The 16,495-nt window shown below is 52.9% G+C and carries 13 protein-coding genes; 6 read left to right on the forward strand and 7 right to left on the reverse strand.

Going from position 1 to position 16,495, the window contains the following annotated elements; genetic code table 11:
• Window positions 1–2: 2 nt before the first annotated feature.
• From DWB84_RS15085 to DWB84_RS15110, 6 genes are all read right to left on the reverse strand, one after another.
• Window positions 3–1,109 (reverse strand): cytochrome-c peroxidase, encoded by a 1,107-nt coding sequence (locus DWB84_RS15085; protein ID WP_187410639.1) that lies wholly within the window; start codon window positions 1,107–1,109, stop codon window positions 3–5.
• Between the two features lie 91 nt (window positions 1,110–1,200).
• On the reverse strand, window positions 1,201–4,266 hold the full coding sequence (locus DWB84_RS15090; RefSeq protein ID WP_187410640.1) for a response regulator: 3,066 nt from the start codon (window positions 4,264–4,266) through the stop codon (window positions 1,201–1,203).
• A complete protein-coding gene (locus DWB84_RS15095) occupies window positions 4,254–5,546 on the reverse strand; it encodes an EAL domain-containing protein (RefSeq protein ID WP_187410641.1) in 1,293 nt (430 codons plus the stop codon). The genes DWB84_RS15090 and DWB84_RS15095 overlap by 13 nt, the downstream gene beginning before the upstream one ends.
• Before the next feature lie 419 nt (window positions 5,547–5,965).
• Window positions 5,966–6,586: a response regulator transcription factor gene (locus DWB84_RS15100; protein ID WP_187410642.1), complete on the reverse strand. Its 621-nt coding sequence runs from the start codon at window positions 6,584–6,586 to the stop codon at window positions 5,966–5,968.
• Window positions 6,587–6,653: 67 nt separating this feature from the next.
• Window positions 6,654–7,979, reverse strand: coding sequence for a PepSY domain-containing protein (locus tag DWB84_RS15105; protein ID WP_187410643.1), 1,326 nt, complete (start codon window positions 7,977–7,979; stop codon window positions 6,654–6,656).
• A 75-nt stretch (window positions 7,980–8,054) separates the two neighbouring features.
• Complete coding sequence (locus DWB84_RS15110; protein ID WP_255429017.1) at window positions 8,055–10,352, reverse strand: TonB-dependent receptor; 2,298 nt, start codon at window positions 10,350–10,352, stop codon at window positions 8,055–8,057.
• 211 nt (window positions 10,353–10,563) lie between these two features.
• Here DWB84_RS15110 and DWB84_RS15115 point away from each other — a divergent pair, with 211 nt between their 5' ends.
• The gene (locus DWB84_RS15115) at window positions 10,564–11,154 is read left to right on the forward strand and encodes a hypothetical protein (RefSeq protein WP_187410645.1); all 591 of its coding nucleotides are present in this window, start codon (window positions 10,564–10,566) and stop codon (window positions 11,152–11,154) included.
• A 40-nt stretch (window positions 11,155–11,194) separates the two neighbouring features.
• On the opposite strand, the gene DWB84_RS15120 is transcribed toward DWB84_RS15115, so the two are convergent.
• Window positions 11,195–11,611 (reverse strand): YqaA family protein, encoded by a 417-nt coding sequence (locus DWB84_RS15120; protein ID WP_187410646.1) that lies wholly within the window; start codon window positions 11,609–11,611, stop codon window positions 11,195–11,197.
• Window positions 11,612–11,772: 161 nt separating this feature from the next.
• Here DWB84_RS15120 and DWB84_RS15125 point away from each other — a divergent pair, with 161 nt between their 5' ends.
• From DWB84_RS15125 to rimO, 5 genes are all read left to right on the forward strand, one after another.
• Entirely contained in the window at window positions 11,773–12,945 is a 1,173-nt protein-coding gene (locus DWB84_RS15125) for a D-alanyl-D-alanine carboxypeptidase family protein (protein WP_187410647.1), read from the forward strand.
• On the forward strand, window positions 12,945–13,217 hold the full coding sequence (locus DWB84_RS15130; RefSeq protein WP_187410648.1) for a YbeD family protein: 273 nt from the start codon (window positions 12,945–12,947) through the stop codon (window positions 13,215–13,217). The genes DWB84_RS15125 and DWB84_RS15130 overlap by 1 nt, the downstream gene beginning before the upstream one ends.
• Window positions 13,218–13,331: 114 nt before the next feature.
• Complete coding sequence (gene lipB, locus DWB84_RS15135) at window positions 13,332–13,910, forward strand: lipoyl(octanoyl) transferase LipB (protein WP_370589736.1); 579 nt, start codon at window positions 13,332–13,334, stop codon at window positions 13,908–13,910.
• 33 nt (window positions 13,911–13,943) lie between these two features.
• Window positions 13,944–14,918, forward strand: a complete 975-nt coding sequence (gene lipA, locus DWB84_RS15140; protein WP_187410649.1) for a lipoyl synthase — start codon at window positions 13,944–13,946, stop codon at window positions 14,916–14,918.
• 127 nt (window positions 14,919–15,045) lie between these two features.
• Entirely contained in the window at window positions 15,046–16,386 is a 1,341-nt protein-coding gene (gene rimO, locus DWB84_RS15145; RefSeq protein WP_187410650.1) for a 30S ribosomal protein S12 methylthiotransferase RimO, read from the forward strand.
• Window positions 16,387–16,495 lie beyond the last annotated feature (109 nt).

Consider the following 16,495-nt stretch of genomic DNA (forward strand, 5'->3'; position numbering starts at 1 on the left):
ATTTAATTGGTGGATTGGTTGCGCTGCTCTGAACTCGCCGTTTGCTGTGGCAATGGATATCCGTCCGTCAAAGTATTCAGAAACGCAATCAGTGCATCGATTTCTTCTTCGGTCAGTTCCAGCTTGGTTCTCAGCATATGACTTTTGGTTTCCGCAAAGCTGGCCGGGCCCCAGCGTTTTCGGTCATCCACATCGTTGTAGTATTCGATAACTTCCCGCAGAGTTTTAAAAACACCGTTGTGCATATAGGGCGCCGTTTTGGCGATATTGCGCACGGTAGGGGTTTTAAAGCGGCCTTGGGCCACCTTTTTTTCTTCCGCATTTAATTTGGAATTATTGGCTGCGCCGGGATCAGGGACGCCGTTGTTCAGTGCCGCGTTGGGTGGCGTAAGGATATTGTGGTAGCTGAAAGATGTGAAAAGCAGTTTGCCGTCTTCCGTAGCCCCAGCGTGGCAATCCATGCAGGAGGCTTTGGTGTCGAAGAGTTTGCGCCCAAGTTTTTCCTGTTCGGTTAATTCCAGCAAACCTTTTTGCGCGTAATCGAATTTCGAGGTGAAAGGCGCAAAAATGTCGCTCTGCTGAAATGCCTCTAATGCATCTGCGGCTGCGGCGATTAAATGTTCGCTATTAGCAAAAACGTCTTTGCCGTAAATCTGCCCGAACATTCCCTTGTAACTTACATTGCTCAATTTGGTGGCGAGTGTTTCTTTTGTGTTGTTCATTTCCGCCGGATTGAGCAAAGGGCCGAGCGCTTGTTCTGCCAGCGTATCCGCGCGACCGTCCCAAAATTGTCCACCCACCCAGGTTCTGCGCCAATCTTCATAGGAAAATACCGGGCTGAATTTGGCATACATCAGTGAAGGAGCATTGCGGGAACCGAGCGCTTTGGTCGCGCCTTCGCTGACCACTTTATCTTCGGCAAAACTCAGGTCGGGTCTGTGGCAGGTGGCGCAGGATTGTCCCGGCGGATTGGAGAGAGAAGGGTCGTTAAACAAAATATTGCCGAGGGAGATTTTTTGTTCGCGATGGGGATCAACCACAGCATTTTCCGATTGAGCCAGAAGTACGCCAGGTGAAAACAGCAAAATGCAGATAAACAGTGAACGCATGGGTGCTCGTGCAAATCTCATAACGGACAGACGCGAAGCATAGAGGCGGGAATGGGACGGGACAACCGAACCTGTCCCAATTTGACGGGATTCAGGAATTATTCCGTTCGGCAATTCCCGCCTGATCCAGCCAAGCCCGCAGCAAGGTGAGATCGCGGCGGAACTGGGTGTTCAGGCCGTCGATATCCAAAGTGCCTTTGCTGCTGACGATGACCTGCTCCTGGCGGGAGGCGTAGTCGGCCAGTTGATCCAGCCCAAGGGCTGCGGCTATGGAGTGGAGGCTATGTACTAAATCGCGCAGCTGACCCATTTCCCCTGCTTGCAACGCGTCGTTCAATTGCTGCGGCAGGTCTTGCCGCTCGGTGACAAAGCGCTTCAGCATGCGGTGGTAAAGCTCTTTATTGTTCATCATATGGTGCAGCGCGCGGGTGGTATTCACGCCGGCTTTGCGCAGACTATCGAGCGAATCCGCGGATGTGAGAGTTTCCGGACTGAACGGCTGCCAGCGCAGTAGCAGGGCATGCAACTCTTTGGCGTCCAAGGGTTTGGCCAGATAGTCGTTGATTCCCTGGGAGAGATAGTGTTCGCGATCGCCGGGCAGAGCGTTGGCGGTGACGGCGATAATCGGCACATGGGCGCCTTTGGGCAGGGCGCGGATTTGTGTGGCGGTTTCCAGTCCATCCATACCTGGCATCTGCATATCCATCAAAACCACATCAAAGGTTTCCTGCGCAAACAATTCCAGCGCTTTGGCGCCATCGGCAGCGCTGACCACTTGGGCGCCGAAATCCAGCAAAAAGCTTTCGATGATTTCCCGGTTGAGGGCGTCATCCTCTACCACCAGAACCCGGCATTTCACTTTTGGCAGGTTTGCCGCAGGAGCAGGGGATGCAACTGGCGTGGTAGTGCCCGGTTTTAAACAGAGATTGAGTCGGAAACAGCTGCCGACACCGGGAGAGCTTTCCACAGACACTGTTCCGCCCATCAAATCCGCCAGATTGCGACAGATGGCAAGGCCTAAGCCGCTGCCCTGGAAGCGGCGTTTGCTCGAGTTGTCCACTTGATGAAACGGCTGAAAGAGCACGCTGAGCTTGTCCGGTTCGATTCCTATGCCCGTGTCTTCAACCGCAAATACCACAGGTACGTGACCGCAATCGCTGGATTCATCCAAGCTGGCGGTCAGAGTAACTTTGCCCTGCTCGGTAAATTTTACGGCATTTGCCATAAAGTTGATCAGCACCTGGCCGAGGCGCAGAGAATCGCCGTTTAAAAAGCGCGGCAGGCGCGGATCGACAGTGACCTTTATCTCCAGCCCCTTGGTTACCGCTTTGTCCCACACCAGATCGACGACACTGTCGAGCAGCTTGCGCAATTCGAAATCGCGTTGATCCAGCTGCATCTTGCCGGCTTCGATACGGGAAAAATCCAAAATGTCATTGATCACCTGCAACAGGTGACGGCCGGAATCCTGAATTTTCATCAGGTAATTGCGGACTTTGGCGGGCAGATTTTCGTTGAGAGACAAATGCGCAAGTCCGAGCACCGCATTGAGTGGCGTGCGGATTTCGTGGCTCATATTGGCGAGGAAATCGGCTTTGGTTTTGGAGGCGGCAACCGCTGTCTCTTTGGCCTGCCAAAGCTCGTGGGTGCGCTCTTCGACCAGTTTCTCCAGATGCAGATTGACGTCGCTCAACTGGCGCACCGCCGTGGTTCTTTCCGTGTCGTCGACAATAATCGTAGCCACTGCTTGTGAGCGGTCGGAGTGTTGCAGAAAGACGGGGAAGCGCACCAGACGATAAAAACATTGCTCGCCATCAGGTCGTTCCAGCTCCACGGTTTGTGGAATGGAGCGCGCGCTGTCCAGATCTGTATCGCCATCAAACAGCGGTGCCAGCCAATCCGGAATTTTCTGGCTGGGCGTTTCGGCGCGCAATAAATCCGCTGCCTTTTGACCCACCATCTCACAGAACGACGAATTCAGCACTGTGATCCTGCCGTCGAGGGATTTCATATAAACCGGCGTGGGAATGTTTTCCAGCAGTGAGCGGAAGCGGCTTTCACGAATTTCCAGTGCTCGTCGGTGAATAACCGAACTGGCGCAGAGCAGTACCAACAAAAGGCTGGCGCTCAAGGTAAGGGCGATAATCACATCACGCGCCGCCAGATAGGAGGCAAAGGCCTCTTCGTAGTCCTGTTCGGCGATCAGGCCGATGTTCATGCTCTCCAGCCAGTGTCCTGCACCAACCACGCGCACGCCGCGGTAGTCACTGTAGGGGGAGTCAGTTTGGAAATGCTTGTCTTGCAGCAGGCGCTGCGCCGCGAGCGTCAGGTGTTGGGGATTGGTACCAGGAACCGTTGCACTTAAATATGTTCTCGGCTCGGGGAGAAACCGGCTGGGTGTAATGATGTTGCCCTCTTTATCGATGGCGTATACCTCGCCTGTCTCACCACTGGCGACGCTAGCAAAAATGGGAAAAAAGCCGGTATAAGGATTAAAGCGAAAACAAAAATAACCAGCGAGGGAAACTCCTTCCGAACCGGGCACGGTTACACACATCAGCTGCAGCAAGGTCCCAACTGGCATAGTGCCCGTGGGGCCATCCAGTGTTCTGCGTGCGCCAAGCGGGGCTGTAATCGCGGGCAATCCGGCCTCGGCACGTACCAGGGCCTCCATCGTCTGAGCTCGTCGCGCCTGGGTGCCGACATAAGCTCTACTACTTGACGCTACCAGTGTGTAGTCGGACGTAAAAACGCTGTAACCCTCATATCCTAGGGGTTGCATCAGGGGATAAAGCTGTTCATCCAATAAATCGCTGGCCGACAGAGGCCCCTTGTCCCGCAGGGCGTTTAACAGCAGGGGGCGGACTTTGGATGAATTGGTGATGACTTGGATCGAGCCCGCATGTTGCCTTTGCCAAGTGCTCAGCAACTGATCCAGAGAGCGCAGTGTGGTTTGCAGATGGTTTTGGACAAAGGTTTCCTGGCGTTGATAGATCTTGCGCAAGGCAATCTGGCTGATCACACCGAGGACGATAATGGCGATCAGGGCGTAGAGAACGACCGGGTTGTAACCAAGGATGCAGGCGCGATCACGACCGACCTTGGAAGACTTCTTTGGTGTGCCGCTCGCCCGGTCGTCTGGTGTCAGGGTCGGCATAAGCTCAATGCACTAGTCAACGACTGCTGAAGCCAGTCTTGCAGGGCGTTGGCAGGCATGGGCTCCGCTATAGCGTCTCCCTGCACTTGGCGACAGCCCATTTGGCGCAATACACGCAGCTGTTCGACGGTAGCAACGCCGTCGGCTATGGTAGTGATGCCAAGTCGTCGCCCCGTGTTCACGGCGGCCTCTAACAGAGGCGTAAGAGATGGGTCGCTCAATGCCCCGCGAATGAGGTTGCGACTGACTTTCAATTCGGTAAAGGGAAAGCGCGCGAGCTGTTGCATGGACGAGAATTCGGTTCCGTAGTCGTCAATGGAAAATCCAAAACCCTTTAAGCGTAGACGACTTATGGAGGCTAGGGCATGAGGTAAATCCACCATCAGCGCACTGTCGGAAATTTCGAGGGTGATCAGGCGTGGGTCCTCATTGTAACGCTCCACCAACCCCATGATGTGATTGGTTAGGAGCCGGTCGCCGAGCGCCTTGGCAGACAATTGCAGTGCCACCGGCATAGGGTGGCCGGCGATGCGCCACTTCGCCATATAGATCAGTGTTTGTTTCAGCTGCAATAAGGTCAGCCGCTCTCGCAACCCGTCATGCTCGGCGGATAGCACTTCGCCCTTGTCGGTGTGCCAACGGGCGATCACTTCCACTCCGGCAAAAGAGCCCGCTTGAATATCCAGTCTCGGCTGGAATGTCAGTTGGATCGATCCGCGATCCAGGTCTTCACGCAGGGGATCGATGAGTTTTTTCGGTTGGCTTTCCGCAGGTTGTTCAGAGATGTCACATGAGGGGGCGCGGAACTTGTCCAGCGCTATATAGATATCCACGGGCGTCAGCGGTTTTTGCAGTGCCCCCAATAAATTGAAATTCATGGCCTCCACCATAGTAGCCACTGCACTCAGCAATACATCATCGGCGCTGCTCAAAATAATCACAGCGGGGGCAATTTCCTGCTCGTACAGGCGTTGCAGCAGCTCAATGCCATCCATTCCCTGCATTTCCAGGTCGAGAATCAATAGGCAGCCCGGCTCGTTCAGTTCGTTGGTGAAACTAAGCGCGTGCTGACCATCGCGGCAGATCAGAATATCGGTGAGACCAAAGGTGCGCAGCCAATTGGATAGATTGGCTTTTTGCATAGGGTTGTCGTCCACTGCGAGAACGGCTCGGCACCCCTGTATGGAATCCAGTGCTATGGCTTGTTTTGCGCCCCCGGAATTATGTGTACCCCCAGAATTATTGGAGCTGCGGGCATCCTGTAAGATCGGCGGCAACATAGGCGATTCCCGTGGCTCTAGTTAAAGTCGTCGAGGTGAAATTCTGCGTGCGTATCCAACCGGTCTAGCGAGCAGACTCGGCGGGTAGAAAAAACATTGGTGCCGGTGCAGCTTGTAGTCATCCGCTGAGATCCAAAGCTAAGGCAACGGAAGTTTGGGCAGTGAGGTGTGAAACAGCGTGACGAACATGAGCGGATTGAGGAGCCGAAGCGCCGCTCAGGCAGACGTGAATTAAATGGTCCTGTGGTTTGATTTCGACTTTCATGTACGCAATGCCTCCAGCCCGGAGTGTGTCGAGGATCCTTCGACTTGCGCAAGCAAGCCGGTCCTATTGCTCATATTTTGGACGGAAGGCGAAGCGAGTGGTATGAGTATAAGTACTCAGTCAGACTGGGTGATGTTGCCTAAAGAAATCGGTGTTACAGAATATTGTTGAACTCGCGAATTAATTCCACCGCGGATTTGACGCGCAATTTGGACATTATGTGAGCACGGTGGTTTTCCACAGTGCGCACGCTCAAGGTTTGTTGCTCAGCAATTTCCCGGCTGGATAAACCGCGTAATACCGCATCGAGAATTTCTTTTTCTTTGGTTGTCAGCAATGCAAGACGCGCTTCCCGCGTCGCTCGGCGCATGCGTTTGTCGTGCAGTTCGCGGCTCAGGTTGAGTGCGGCTTGAACCTTTTCAACAAACTGGTGGCCATTAACGGGTTTTTCCACAAAATCAAAAACGCCTTGTTTCATCGCCTCTACCGCGGCGGCAACTTCGGCAAATCCGGTGACCAGAATCAGTGGGGGAGGAAAGGGGTACAGATTCTGCAGCTGTTTGTGTAGCTGTAAACCGCTCACGCCGGGCATGCGCATATCGGAGACGATGCATTCACAGGGACCTTGACGGTATTCCTGCAGAAAGCTTTCCGCATTGTTGAAACTAATCGTGCGGGCGCCGATGGTTTCGATCAAGGTGCCGAGAATTTCCAGCATCATGCTGTCGTCGTCAACAATATAGACAATGGGGCTGGTATCTGGAACTTGGCGCATATCAGTAAACAGTGAGCATAAAAATATAAAGAGCCTAAAGCTTAGCAGAGCTTGGCGAGCTTGCTCATTAAGGTTTTGCCAATCCCAGCCATTGTCGCGCGCTATGCACGCGCCGCAAGATCAGCCACTCGAGCAACAAAATGAATAATAACGAAGCGGCAAGAAGCGGAAGCAAAAGTGCAAGCAGCACAATAATTCCGCTGACCACCGTTCCGGTTCTGGGGTCAGGAAGAGCCGGTGGGGCACCGAGAGCGTCGAGCGGTTTGCGCCGGCGCCAAAGGACAAAAGCGCTGATGCACATAAGGCTAAGCCCAACGGTAGTGAAAACCCCCAATAATTGATTCAACCAGCCGAATAATTGTCCCTCATGCGCGGCAATGCCGACTCCTATAACGCGGTCCAACGGCTTGCGTTGCGCAAAGGTTTTGATTTCCAGTACTTCACCCGTAGTTGCGTCCAACCAGGCATCGGCGCGCAAAGGACGATTTTGCGCCTGGGATTTCACCGCCCAGGTTCCGGGGCGGTCCTGGGCTGGCGAAAGTTCCACCGGAGGAGCAAATTGTAATGCCCGGGCGTTTTCCACCAGCGCTTGGGGCAAATACGGCAATAGGTGATGTGGCGTGGAGTGGTGATGCTCATTGCTGCGCAGCGACCAATCCTGTGTTGACATCTGATGCGGTGCATGCGAATGCGTCTGATGTTGTGCATGCGAATCCATTTGGCGCAGCTCTTTCAAGACACTGCCCCACACCAAGGACCACGGCAGACCGCTGATTAATAAAAACAGCGTAAAACCCGCGACCCAAAAACCGGTGACCGCATGCACATCGCGCCAAAAAATGCGCGCGCCCTGGCGCAAGCGCGGATAGAGAATGCCGGCCATGCCGTGTGCATTTCTCGGCCACCACAAATACAAGCCAGTTAAAACCAGCACAATCGCCCAACAACCTGCCAATTCCACCAATACGGAACCCACATCGCCCGCCAATAATTCGCCGTGAAAACGTTTTATCAGCTGCATAAATTCGCTGTTTACAGGTGCACTATGGAGAATTTCCAGAGTGGAGGGATGAACATAAACACGTATTGGCTCGTCGCCTTTTTGCAGAGTGACAATCACAGCTTCGTTGGCCGTTTGTGGCAGGCGGTAATTCACAAACTGATGATCGGGAAAATAAGCCAGAGCTATGGCAATCTGCTCTTCGGCGGTAGTGGTGCCTAAAGTTGCCAAATCGCGATAAGGTGCATCCCGCCAGGCTTCCCATTGCGGTTTAAATAAATAAACCGTACCGGAAATCGCCAATAGCAAAACAAACGGCAAACAAAAAATCCCCGCATAAAAATGCCAGCGCCATAAAGTGCGGTAGAGCGAGGCGGTGGGGTTTTTAGTCATTTTAATTTCGTCTCCGATTTTTCTATGGCACGAGTTTATTTGGGGAGGGCGGAACGTGCTATTGATAAATGTCTGTCACAACTCCCACTCCGCCGACAAATAAAATGTCCGCGCTGGCCAAGGATGTGCCACGTAGGAAAGTTCGTCTGTGAGATTGTCCACGCCCAAGCTGGTTTTCCAGTTTTTATTCACCCGGAGGTTTGTTTTAAGCCCGATTCGGGTATAGGCATCCTGCGCTCCGTACACCTCGTCGCGAATGTCGAGATTATCTGCGCGACCGAAACTGTCGCTGGCGTATTGCAAGCTCGTACCTACATCCCAGTTATCCGTGATGTGATAAGTCGCCAATAAATTACCGCGCCATTTCGGCATGCGCGGCGGGGTTTTCCCTACCAATGCTGGGTTGGCGCTGTTTTTGACAATTTCCGCTTCCGTGTAAGCGACGTTAAAGCGAATATTCAGCTTGTCTATCAATAAATCCTGCGCATTGACAATCCACTCGGCACCAAAGGTTTCCACTTCGTCGATAGGAAAAAACGAAGTGACCGATGTGGCTGTATTGGTTTGATTTTCGATCACATCTTTAATGGTTTCGTGAAAAATATTCAGTCGTATATAACCTTTGTCGAGCGTGCGTTCGATCAGCACATTTTGATGTAGGCCTTTTTCTGGCTGCAGAGATGAATCGGAATCTGTACCCGCACCGCGAATATCGCGATAGCGCAGGAATAATTCTTCGACTATAGGAAAACGATAAGCCCGGGCGAGCGAATAGCGCAGAATCCAATTTTCATTGGGTTTATAGCCGATGGCGAATTTGGGTGAGAATTTATCCTGCTTTTGCCCTGGTACAAGATTTTTTTCGTTATCCCAATAATAACCATTACGGCTCTGCCACCATTCCAGGCGCCCGCCGAGTGACAAATCCCACGCGTCGTTGATATCCCAGTTCGCTTGCGTGAAAAATGCATTGATTTCGGTTTGTCCGCCGCTATGACTGGTTTTATCGCTTTTACTTCCTTGCAGATAATTTTCCGAATCGAAGCCGAGAATATTGAGCTCGTAGACTTCATACCGCAGGCCACTCACAATATTCAGGCCGGATATTCCCAAGTCACTTAAAGACAGTTTGATATCCGCAGTCTGCCAGCCAGTATCGTCAAACTCCGTGATAGAACCTTTTAGATCATATGCCGGGTCGGCGGGATTGCGCGCGGAAGTACGCGTTTGGTCTTCCAGAATCGCGAAGCGGTTGATATTGGCTTCCAATTTGACGTGATGGCCGAGATCACCTTTGAGACGCAATCCGGTGGAAAGACTGCGGCGGTCTTGTTCGCTGATACCAAAGCGGCTAGTGGGAATCGAAAACGTTTGACCCTCTTGCGTTACATTACCACGCCAAAGAGTATTTCCCGCTGCGTCGCGTAAATAGGAATTTGGCGAATCCGTTAGCGCATTGCGATCTTCGTAGGCGATATTCAGCAGGCTTTGCCAATTGCCAAATTCGTAGCCCAATTTGATTTTGAAATTATCCGTAACATTGTCGATAACGCCCGTATCGCCATACACCACGACCGGATCATTCAGTTCGTTAAAACTGATAATTCCCCCATTTGTGGATACCGGATTGTCCAACGGAGTAGAGGAGTTACTGCCGTAATAAAAGGTTTGCGGCTGGGCGGTGTTTTCCAAACGATTAAATGACGCATATACGCTTAAATCGCCGAATTTATCACCGTAAGAAGCAAATGCTTTGTAGCCGTCGAGCGTATCGCTAAATCCATAAGCGGAAAAATCCTGGAAAAAATATCCTGCGTCCAGATGAATTTCCCGCTCCTGCGGAATGCCGGTTTCGATCAGCACTACACCGCCCATGGCATTGCCGCTGTATTCGGCGGAAAACGGTCCGTAAATTACTTCGACTTGGGCTATTTCACTGGCGGACACCATGGTCCAGCGCGGCGCGCCGCTCCAGCGGCTTTGCAGGAAATAGTGCAGAGGAACACCGTCGGCAAACACCATGGAGCGCGAGGTTTGAAACATATTGGAACCGCGCATGCCCAAGGTGCCATTGGCATCGCCGATAAAACGGCGGCGAATCACCAGGCTCGGTTCATATTTCACAATGTCTTCGGTAGTGGCGACATTGATGGTCGCCATATCTTCTTTTAACAGCAGACTGGTTGGATTGGTATAGCCCGCCTGACCACTGGTTTTCTGCTCTCCCCAAACTAGAACTTCTTCGATGTTGGAACTCGGGGTGTGAGTAGCGTAGCTGGGTACTGTGAGCGCGCTTGCGATCAGGGCGGCGAAAGTAACTGTGGTGTGCTTGTGTGTTTTTTGAGCGAAATGATTAAATTTTGATGGAGACAAACTTCTTATCATTGCACCCGCAGGTCCGTCGTGAATGGTTTATGGAACCTATTCACTTTATGCCACATACATAAAGGGTCAATGTGGCAAATTGTCGCACTGCTATAGGCAGTAGATTTAACAGCTATAGGCAGTAGATTTAACAGCGCGACATAGGGTTCACGGCAAATCTATACTCTGCCGAATAGCATCATGACCGCAGGGAGAATCCATGTCCGACAATATCTATCAGCCGCCTCAGTCCGAGGTGGATATATCGCAAGAATCCCATCAGCCGTTTTATGTAGTGTCCAAGCAAAAATTCTGGATCCTGTTTGCGGCGACCTTCGGTATCTACAGCCTGTATTGGTTTTACCAACACTGGCGTCAGTACAAGCGTTTTACAGGGACGTCCATCTGGCCTGTTCCGCGTGCGATTTTTTCGGTTTTTTTCGCCCATTCTTTGTTTCGGTCCATCCGCAATATGGCGGATGAGCAGGGATATTCCCCGCCGATTAGCCCGGGGCTGCTGGCAACGATTTATGTCGTTTTTTCTCTGCTGAGTAACGGCGCTGATCGGGCGGCCGCCCGAGATATTGGCAGTCCGTTTTCCGATGTTGTTTCATTCTTCACGATTTGGGTCGTTGGCAGCGTGTTATATCAGGTGCAAAAAGCGGCCAACGCAGCATCCAAAGATCCTGGCGGAGAGACCAATAGTGTTTTGACGGCAGTCAATATTATTTGGATTGTGTTGGGAGTGATTTTCTGGATTCTGATGTTGATAGGTATTTACACCATCATTACCTACACAGGATTCGAGTAATAATCCGGTAAATCATCATACTTGGTACCTAAGTAGGCTACTAATTAGCCAAGTAAATCACCACCAGATAACGCAGTATTTTGCCGGTGCCCACCAGAAGCACAAACGGCACAAAGCGCACTTGAAAAATACCGGCTGCCAGCGTGAGCAGATCGCCCACCACCGGCAGCCAGGCTAGCAGCAGGGAATACTGGCCGTACTTTTGGAAATAGTGCTGTGCGCGTTCAATTTGTTGTTGGTTGAAATAAAACCAGCGACGGTCTTTTAGCTTTTGCAGATATTTCCCCAATAGCCAATTCACCGCTGAACCTGCCGTATTACCCATTGTGGCGACCGCAAGCAGCAGGAGTGGATCGAAACCCCGTTGCAATAGGACGTAGAGCGCAACTTCCGACCCCATGGGTAGGAGCGTTGCGGCAATGAAAGAAGAAGTAAATAGGGAGATAAGTTCCAGCATGGAGGAAGAATAACTGAACTCCGCGCCAAGACGGGGCTCTTAAGGCACTTAAGCGACGGGGCGGGGCGCGTCTTTTATCGTTTTTCGCCCTTCGTCATAGCTGCTACAATGCGCGGCTTCGCGCTGCACCCACTCAAACAAATCTTGGGCTTATATCTATCATGAAGTGGAATTTTCCCCATCGATTTCTATTGCTTTGCCTGATTTTCACCACATCTTTCGTTAATGCGGCCCCTCTGATCATTCCCTCTCCGCCGCAGGTGAGCGCTACAGCTTATTTGCTGATGGACGCTGCCACTGGTGAAGTTTTGATCGAGCAAAACGCAGACGAACAATTGCCACCGGCCAGTCTGACCAAGATGCTGACGGCTTATATAGTCTCGGACGAAATTGAACGCGGCAAAATCAAAGAAACCGATACTGTCTTGATCAGCGAAGACGCTTGGCGTCGCGGCGGCACCACCAGCGGTGGTTCTACCATGTTTCTCAAGGTTGGTTCCCGTGTGCCAGTTATAGATCTGCTGCGCGGCGTTATTATTCAATCGGGCAACGACGCCTCCATCGCTCTGGCTGAACATTTGGCCGGCAGCGAAGCGGCTTTTGCGGAGGTGATGAACCAATACGCGCAATTGCTTGGTATGCGTTCTTCCCATTTTGTTAACGCCACTGGCTGGCCGGCACCGGGTCACCTGACCACCGCCCGCGATCTAGCGACGCTTGCCCGTGCCGTTATCAACGATCACCCCGCGCACTATCCGATCTACGCGGAAAAGTATTTCACCTACAACGGCATCAATCAGCCCAACCGCAACTTGTTGCTCCACCGCGATCCGTCAGTGGACGGCCTCAAAACTGGCCACACCAACGAAGCGGGATATTGTTTGGTGGCGTCCGCCCAGCGTCAGGGGATGCGGTTGATTTCAGTGGTGCTCGGCACCAAATCCGAGTCAGTGCGCGCTGAAGAGTCCTCCAAATTATTGGCCTACGGCTTCCGCTATTTCCAAACCCACAGTCTCTACGGCAAAAACCAGGAGTTGAGCCGGGTTCGCGTCTGGAAAGGACAGGCAAAAGACCTGGCTCTCGGTGTCGATAAAGATGTGATGATCACCATTCCACGCGGCTCCGCTGAGTCGCTGAAAGCGGAAATCGTCGTCGACAGCCGCATCACTGCGCCTGTGGCAGAAGGGCAGAAACTTGGCGAACTGCGCGTGACTTTGGAAGATAAGGAGATCTACAAGGCTCCGCTGGTAGCGCTGAATGCAGTGGAAAAGGCCGGGTTTTTTGCCCGTTTGTGGGATAGTCTGGTTCTGTTTTTCTCAGGATTTTTTGGCTAATGAGCGATCCAACACCGCCTAAAATCGAATTCCCCTGTCCCGGTTACATCATTCGTGTGATGGGGGAATCCTCGGAACACTTCCGCGCCCATGTGGTGGAAGTGTTTACCCGTCACGCCCCGGATTTCGACCGCGACGCTATGAAAATCCGGCCGAGCCGTAATGGCCGGTTTGAATCCGTCAATGTGGTGATCACTGCGACTGGTGTGACGCAACTGGAAGCGATTTTTGTCGATCTGAAAAAACATCCTGCGGTGCAGATGGTCCTGTAAGATCGTGGCCGCTTTGTAGTAGGTGCTGTAACTGTCGTGTCCTCCATATCCGAATCCCTCACCCTAACCACCCGTCTGCTCGGTGTACAGCCGTACCCCGATATCTGGCAGCGTATGCGGGATTTCACTGATAAGCGCAATGCGGATACCCAAGACGAACTCTGGCTGGTGCAGCATCCGCCAGTGTTTACCCAGGGGCAGGCGGGCAAGGCCGAGCATGTGCTGAATCCTGGTGATATCCCGGTGGTGCAGACGGACCGGGGAGGGCAGGTGACCTATCACGGTCCAGGGCAGATAGTGGCCTATCCGCTGCTGGATTTGCGCCGCACCGATATAGGAGTGAGAGATTTGGTCACCCGGTTGGAAAACACCGTGATCGAATTTCTCGCCGCGCGAAATCTGCAGGCTGCGGCCCGTCCGGATGCCCCCGGCGTCTATATTGAAGGCCGGAAGATTGCGTCTCTGGGCCTGCGGGTGCGCCGAGGTTGTTGCTATCACGGGGTGAGCTTCAATGTCGCGATGGATATGACGCCGTTTCTGCGGATCAACCCGTGCGGCTATAATGGCCTGCAAATGACTCAGCTCACCGACTGGGTGGACCCGGCAAGTCTGGACTTTCCCGAATTGGAACGTGAGTTCGCCCACCGCCTGGCGGTCAACATGGGTTTTGCTGGCTGCCAGATCCAATCCTGACTTATCTAACCGTCTTCTTCGAGACAGACTTCTATGACTGACAATCTTCCCGTAAAACGCACTCGCCGCTTGGCCCAAGGGGAAAAACTGCGCGACGCCGATAAGGTCGAACGCATTCCCGTCAAAATCATCGCCAGCGACGCCATGCTGCGCAAACCGGATTGGATTCGCGTGCGCATCCCCGCGTCACCAGAAGTCGAGCGCATCAAACAGCTGCTGCGCAAAAACAAGCTCTCCACCGTCTGTGAAGAAGCCAACTGTCCGAACCTGTCCGAATGTTTCAGCGGCGGCACCGCGACCTTCATGATCATGGGGGATATTTGTACTCGTCGCTGCCCGTTCTGCGATGTTGGCCATGGCAAACCCAATCCGCTCGATCCGGAAGAACCGAAGAATCTGGCGCAGGCCATCGCTGAGATGAAATTGAAGTACGTGGTCATCACCTCCGTGGACCGCGACGACCTGCGCGACGGCGGTGCTCAACACTTTGCCGACTGTATCCGCGAAGCGCGTGCCTTGTCGCCGGAGTTGGAAATCGAGATTCTCACCCCGGACTTCCGCGGTCGTATGGATGTTGCCCTGGATATCCTCGAGCGCGAGCCGCCGGATGTGTTCAACCACAACCTGGAAACTGTGCCGCGCCTGTATCTGCAAGCGCGCCCCGGTGCCAACTTCAAGTGGTCGCTGGAACTGCTGAAGCAATACAAAGCGCGCCGTCCTGACGTGTTGACCAAATCTGGTCTGATGGTGGGGCTGGGTGAGACCAAAGAAGAGATCATCGACGTGATGCAGCAGATGCGCGAGCACGATATCGATATGCTCACCATCGGCCAGTATCTGCAGCCTTCCAAAGACCACCTGCCGGTTCTGCGTTACGTGGAGCCTGCCGAGTTCGACGAATACACCGCCATCGCCAAAGAGCTGGGCTTCAAACACGCCGCGTGCGGCCCATTGGTTCGTTCTTCCTACCACGCCGACAAGCAGGCGCACGGCGAAGTGGTGAAGTAAGTTCATCCAGGTCGGGCTCGCCCGGCCTGTGTCTATTTTTTATTCAAATGCGCAGATTTTTACCTGAGGGTTCAGGTAGAATGCGCGCTTTTTTCTGTTTGCAGGTTTCTTTTCCGCAGGTTCCAACATGTCCAATTCATCTCCCAAAGTCGGCTTTGTGTCCCTCGGTTGCCCCAAGGCGCTGGTGGATTCCGAGCGCATCCTGACGCAGCTGCGCACCGAAGGTTATCAAGTGGTGCCGAGTTACGAGGACGCAGATGTAGTGGTGGTGAATACCTGCGGATTTATCGACAGCGCCAAGCAGGAATCCCTCGACGCCATTGGCGAGGCCATCAGTGAAAATGGCCGCGTGATCGTCACCGGCTGTATGGGTGTTGAAGAAGACATTATTCGCAAGATCCACCCGAGCGTGCTCGCAGTCACTGGCCCGCAGCAGTACGAGCAGGTGGTCAACGCGGTGCACGAAGTGGTGCCGCCGAAAAAAGATCACGATCCTTTTATCGATCTGGTTCCACCGCAAGGCATCAAACTGACTCCGCGTCACTATGCCTATCTGAAAATTTCCGAAGGCTGTAACCACCGCTGTTCGTTTTGCATTATTCCGTCCATGCGCGGCGATCTGGTCAGCCGTCCAATCGGCAGTGTGCTGGATGAAGCCGAGCGTTTGGTAAAAGCCGGTACGCGCGAGCTGTTGGTGATTTCGCAAGACACCAGCGCATACGGCGTCGACTTGAAATACCGCACCGGTTTTTGGCAGGGCCGTCCGGTCAAAACCAAAATGTACGATCTGTGCGAGGCGTTGAGTGATTTAGGCGGCGCGTGGGTGCGCCTGCATTATGTGTATCCCTATCCGCACGTGGACGACATTATTCCGTTGATGGCGGAAGGAAAAATCCTGCCGTACCTGGATATTCCGTTCCAACACGCAAGCCCGGCGATCCTAAAAAACATGCGCCGTCCGGCTCACCAGGAAAAAACTCTGGAGCGCATTAATCGCTGGCGGGAAATCTGCCCGGAGATTACTTTGCGTTCGACTTTTATTGTCGGCTTCCCGGGAGAAACGGAAGAAGATTTCAATTATTTGTTGGATTGGCTGGACGAAGCGCAATTGGATCGCGTTGGCTGCTTTGAATATTCACCCGTTGCCGGTGCCGCCGCCAACGAATTGCCCAATCAGGTTCCAGATGAAGTGAAAAAGGAACGTTGGGAAAGGTTTATGGAAAAACAACAAGCCATTTCTGCCGCTAAATTGCAAAACAAAATCGGTTGGGAAATGGATGTGCTGGTTGACTACGTAGAAGATGGCGTTGCCACCGCACGCAGCTACGCCGATGCACCGGAAATTGACGGTGTGGTGATGATCGAAGGTGACTACGGCTTAAAACCGGGTGATATGTTGCCGGTCGTGATCGAAGGCGCGGACGACTACGACCTGTGGGCGCGTCCGTTGATGGAAGACGACGAATAAAAATCGATTATGTAGCTCGGAAGGCGCTAGCCGCCTTCCGGCATGCAGCGCAAAAAAACTACTCCCAGCGCAAAAAACCTACTCCAACAAATTTCACCTATTGCAGGAA

It is taken from the genome of Saccharophagus sp. K07 (assembly GCF_014336955.1).
Taxonomy (GTDB): Bacteria; Pseudomonadota; Gammaproteobacteria; order Pseudomonadales; family Cellvibrionaceae; genus UBA5868.

Excerpts from the sequence above, each read along its gene's own strand:
- DWB84_RS15095 (WP_187410641.1), bottom strand. The coding sequence starts at position 5,546 with ATGTTGCCGCCGATCTTACAGGATGCCCGCAGCTCCAATAATTCTGGG.
- DWB84_RS15100 (WP_187410642.1), bottom strand. The coding sequence starts at position 6,586 with ATGCGCCAAGTTCCAGATACCAGCCCCATTGTCTATATTGTTGACGAC.
- DWB84_RS15115 (WP_187410645.1), top strand. The coding sequence starts at position 10,564 with ATGTCCGACAATATCTATCAGCCGCCTCAGTCCGAGGTGGATATATCG.
- lipB (WP_370589736.1), top strand. The coding sequence starts at position 13,332 with ATGCGGGATTTCACTGATAAGCGCAATGCGGATACCCAAGACGAACTC.
- DWB84_RS15085 (WP_187410639.1), bottom strand. The coding sequence starts at position 1,109 with ATGCGTTCACTGTTTATCTGCATTTTGCTGTTTTCACCTGGCGTACTT.
- DWB84_RS15090 (WP_187410640.1), bottom strand. The coding sequence starts at position 4,266 with ATGCCGACCCTGACACCAGACGACCGGGCGAGCGGCACACCAAAGAAG.
- rimO (WP_187410650.1), top strand. The coding sequence starts at position 15,046 with ATGTCCAATTCATCTCCCAAAGTCGGCTTTGTGTCCCTCGGTTGCCCC.
- DWB84_RS15105 (WP_187410643.1), bottom strand. The coding sequence starts at position 7,979 with ATGACTAAAAACCCCACCGCCTCGCTCTACCGCACTTTATGGCGCTGG.
- DWB84_RS15125 (WP_187410647.1), top strand. The coding sequence starts at position 11,773 with ATGAAGTGGAATTTTCCCCATCGATTTCTATTGCTTTGCCTGATTTTC.
- DWB84_RS15120 (WP_187410646.1), bottom strand. The coding sequence starts at position 11,611 with ATGCTGGAACTTATCTCCCTATTTACTTCTTCTTTCATTGCCGCAACG.
- lipA (WP_187410649.1), top strand. The coding sequence starts at position 13,944 with ATGACTGACAATCTTCCCGTAAAACGCACTCGCCGCTTGGCCCAAGGG.
- DWB84_RS15130 (WP_187410648.1), top strand. The coding sequence starts at position 12,945 with ATGAGCGATCCAACACCGCCTAAAATCGAATTCCCCTGTCCCGGTTAC.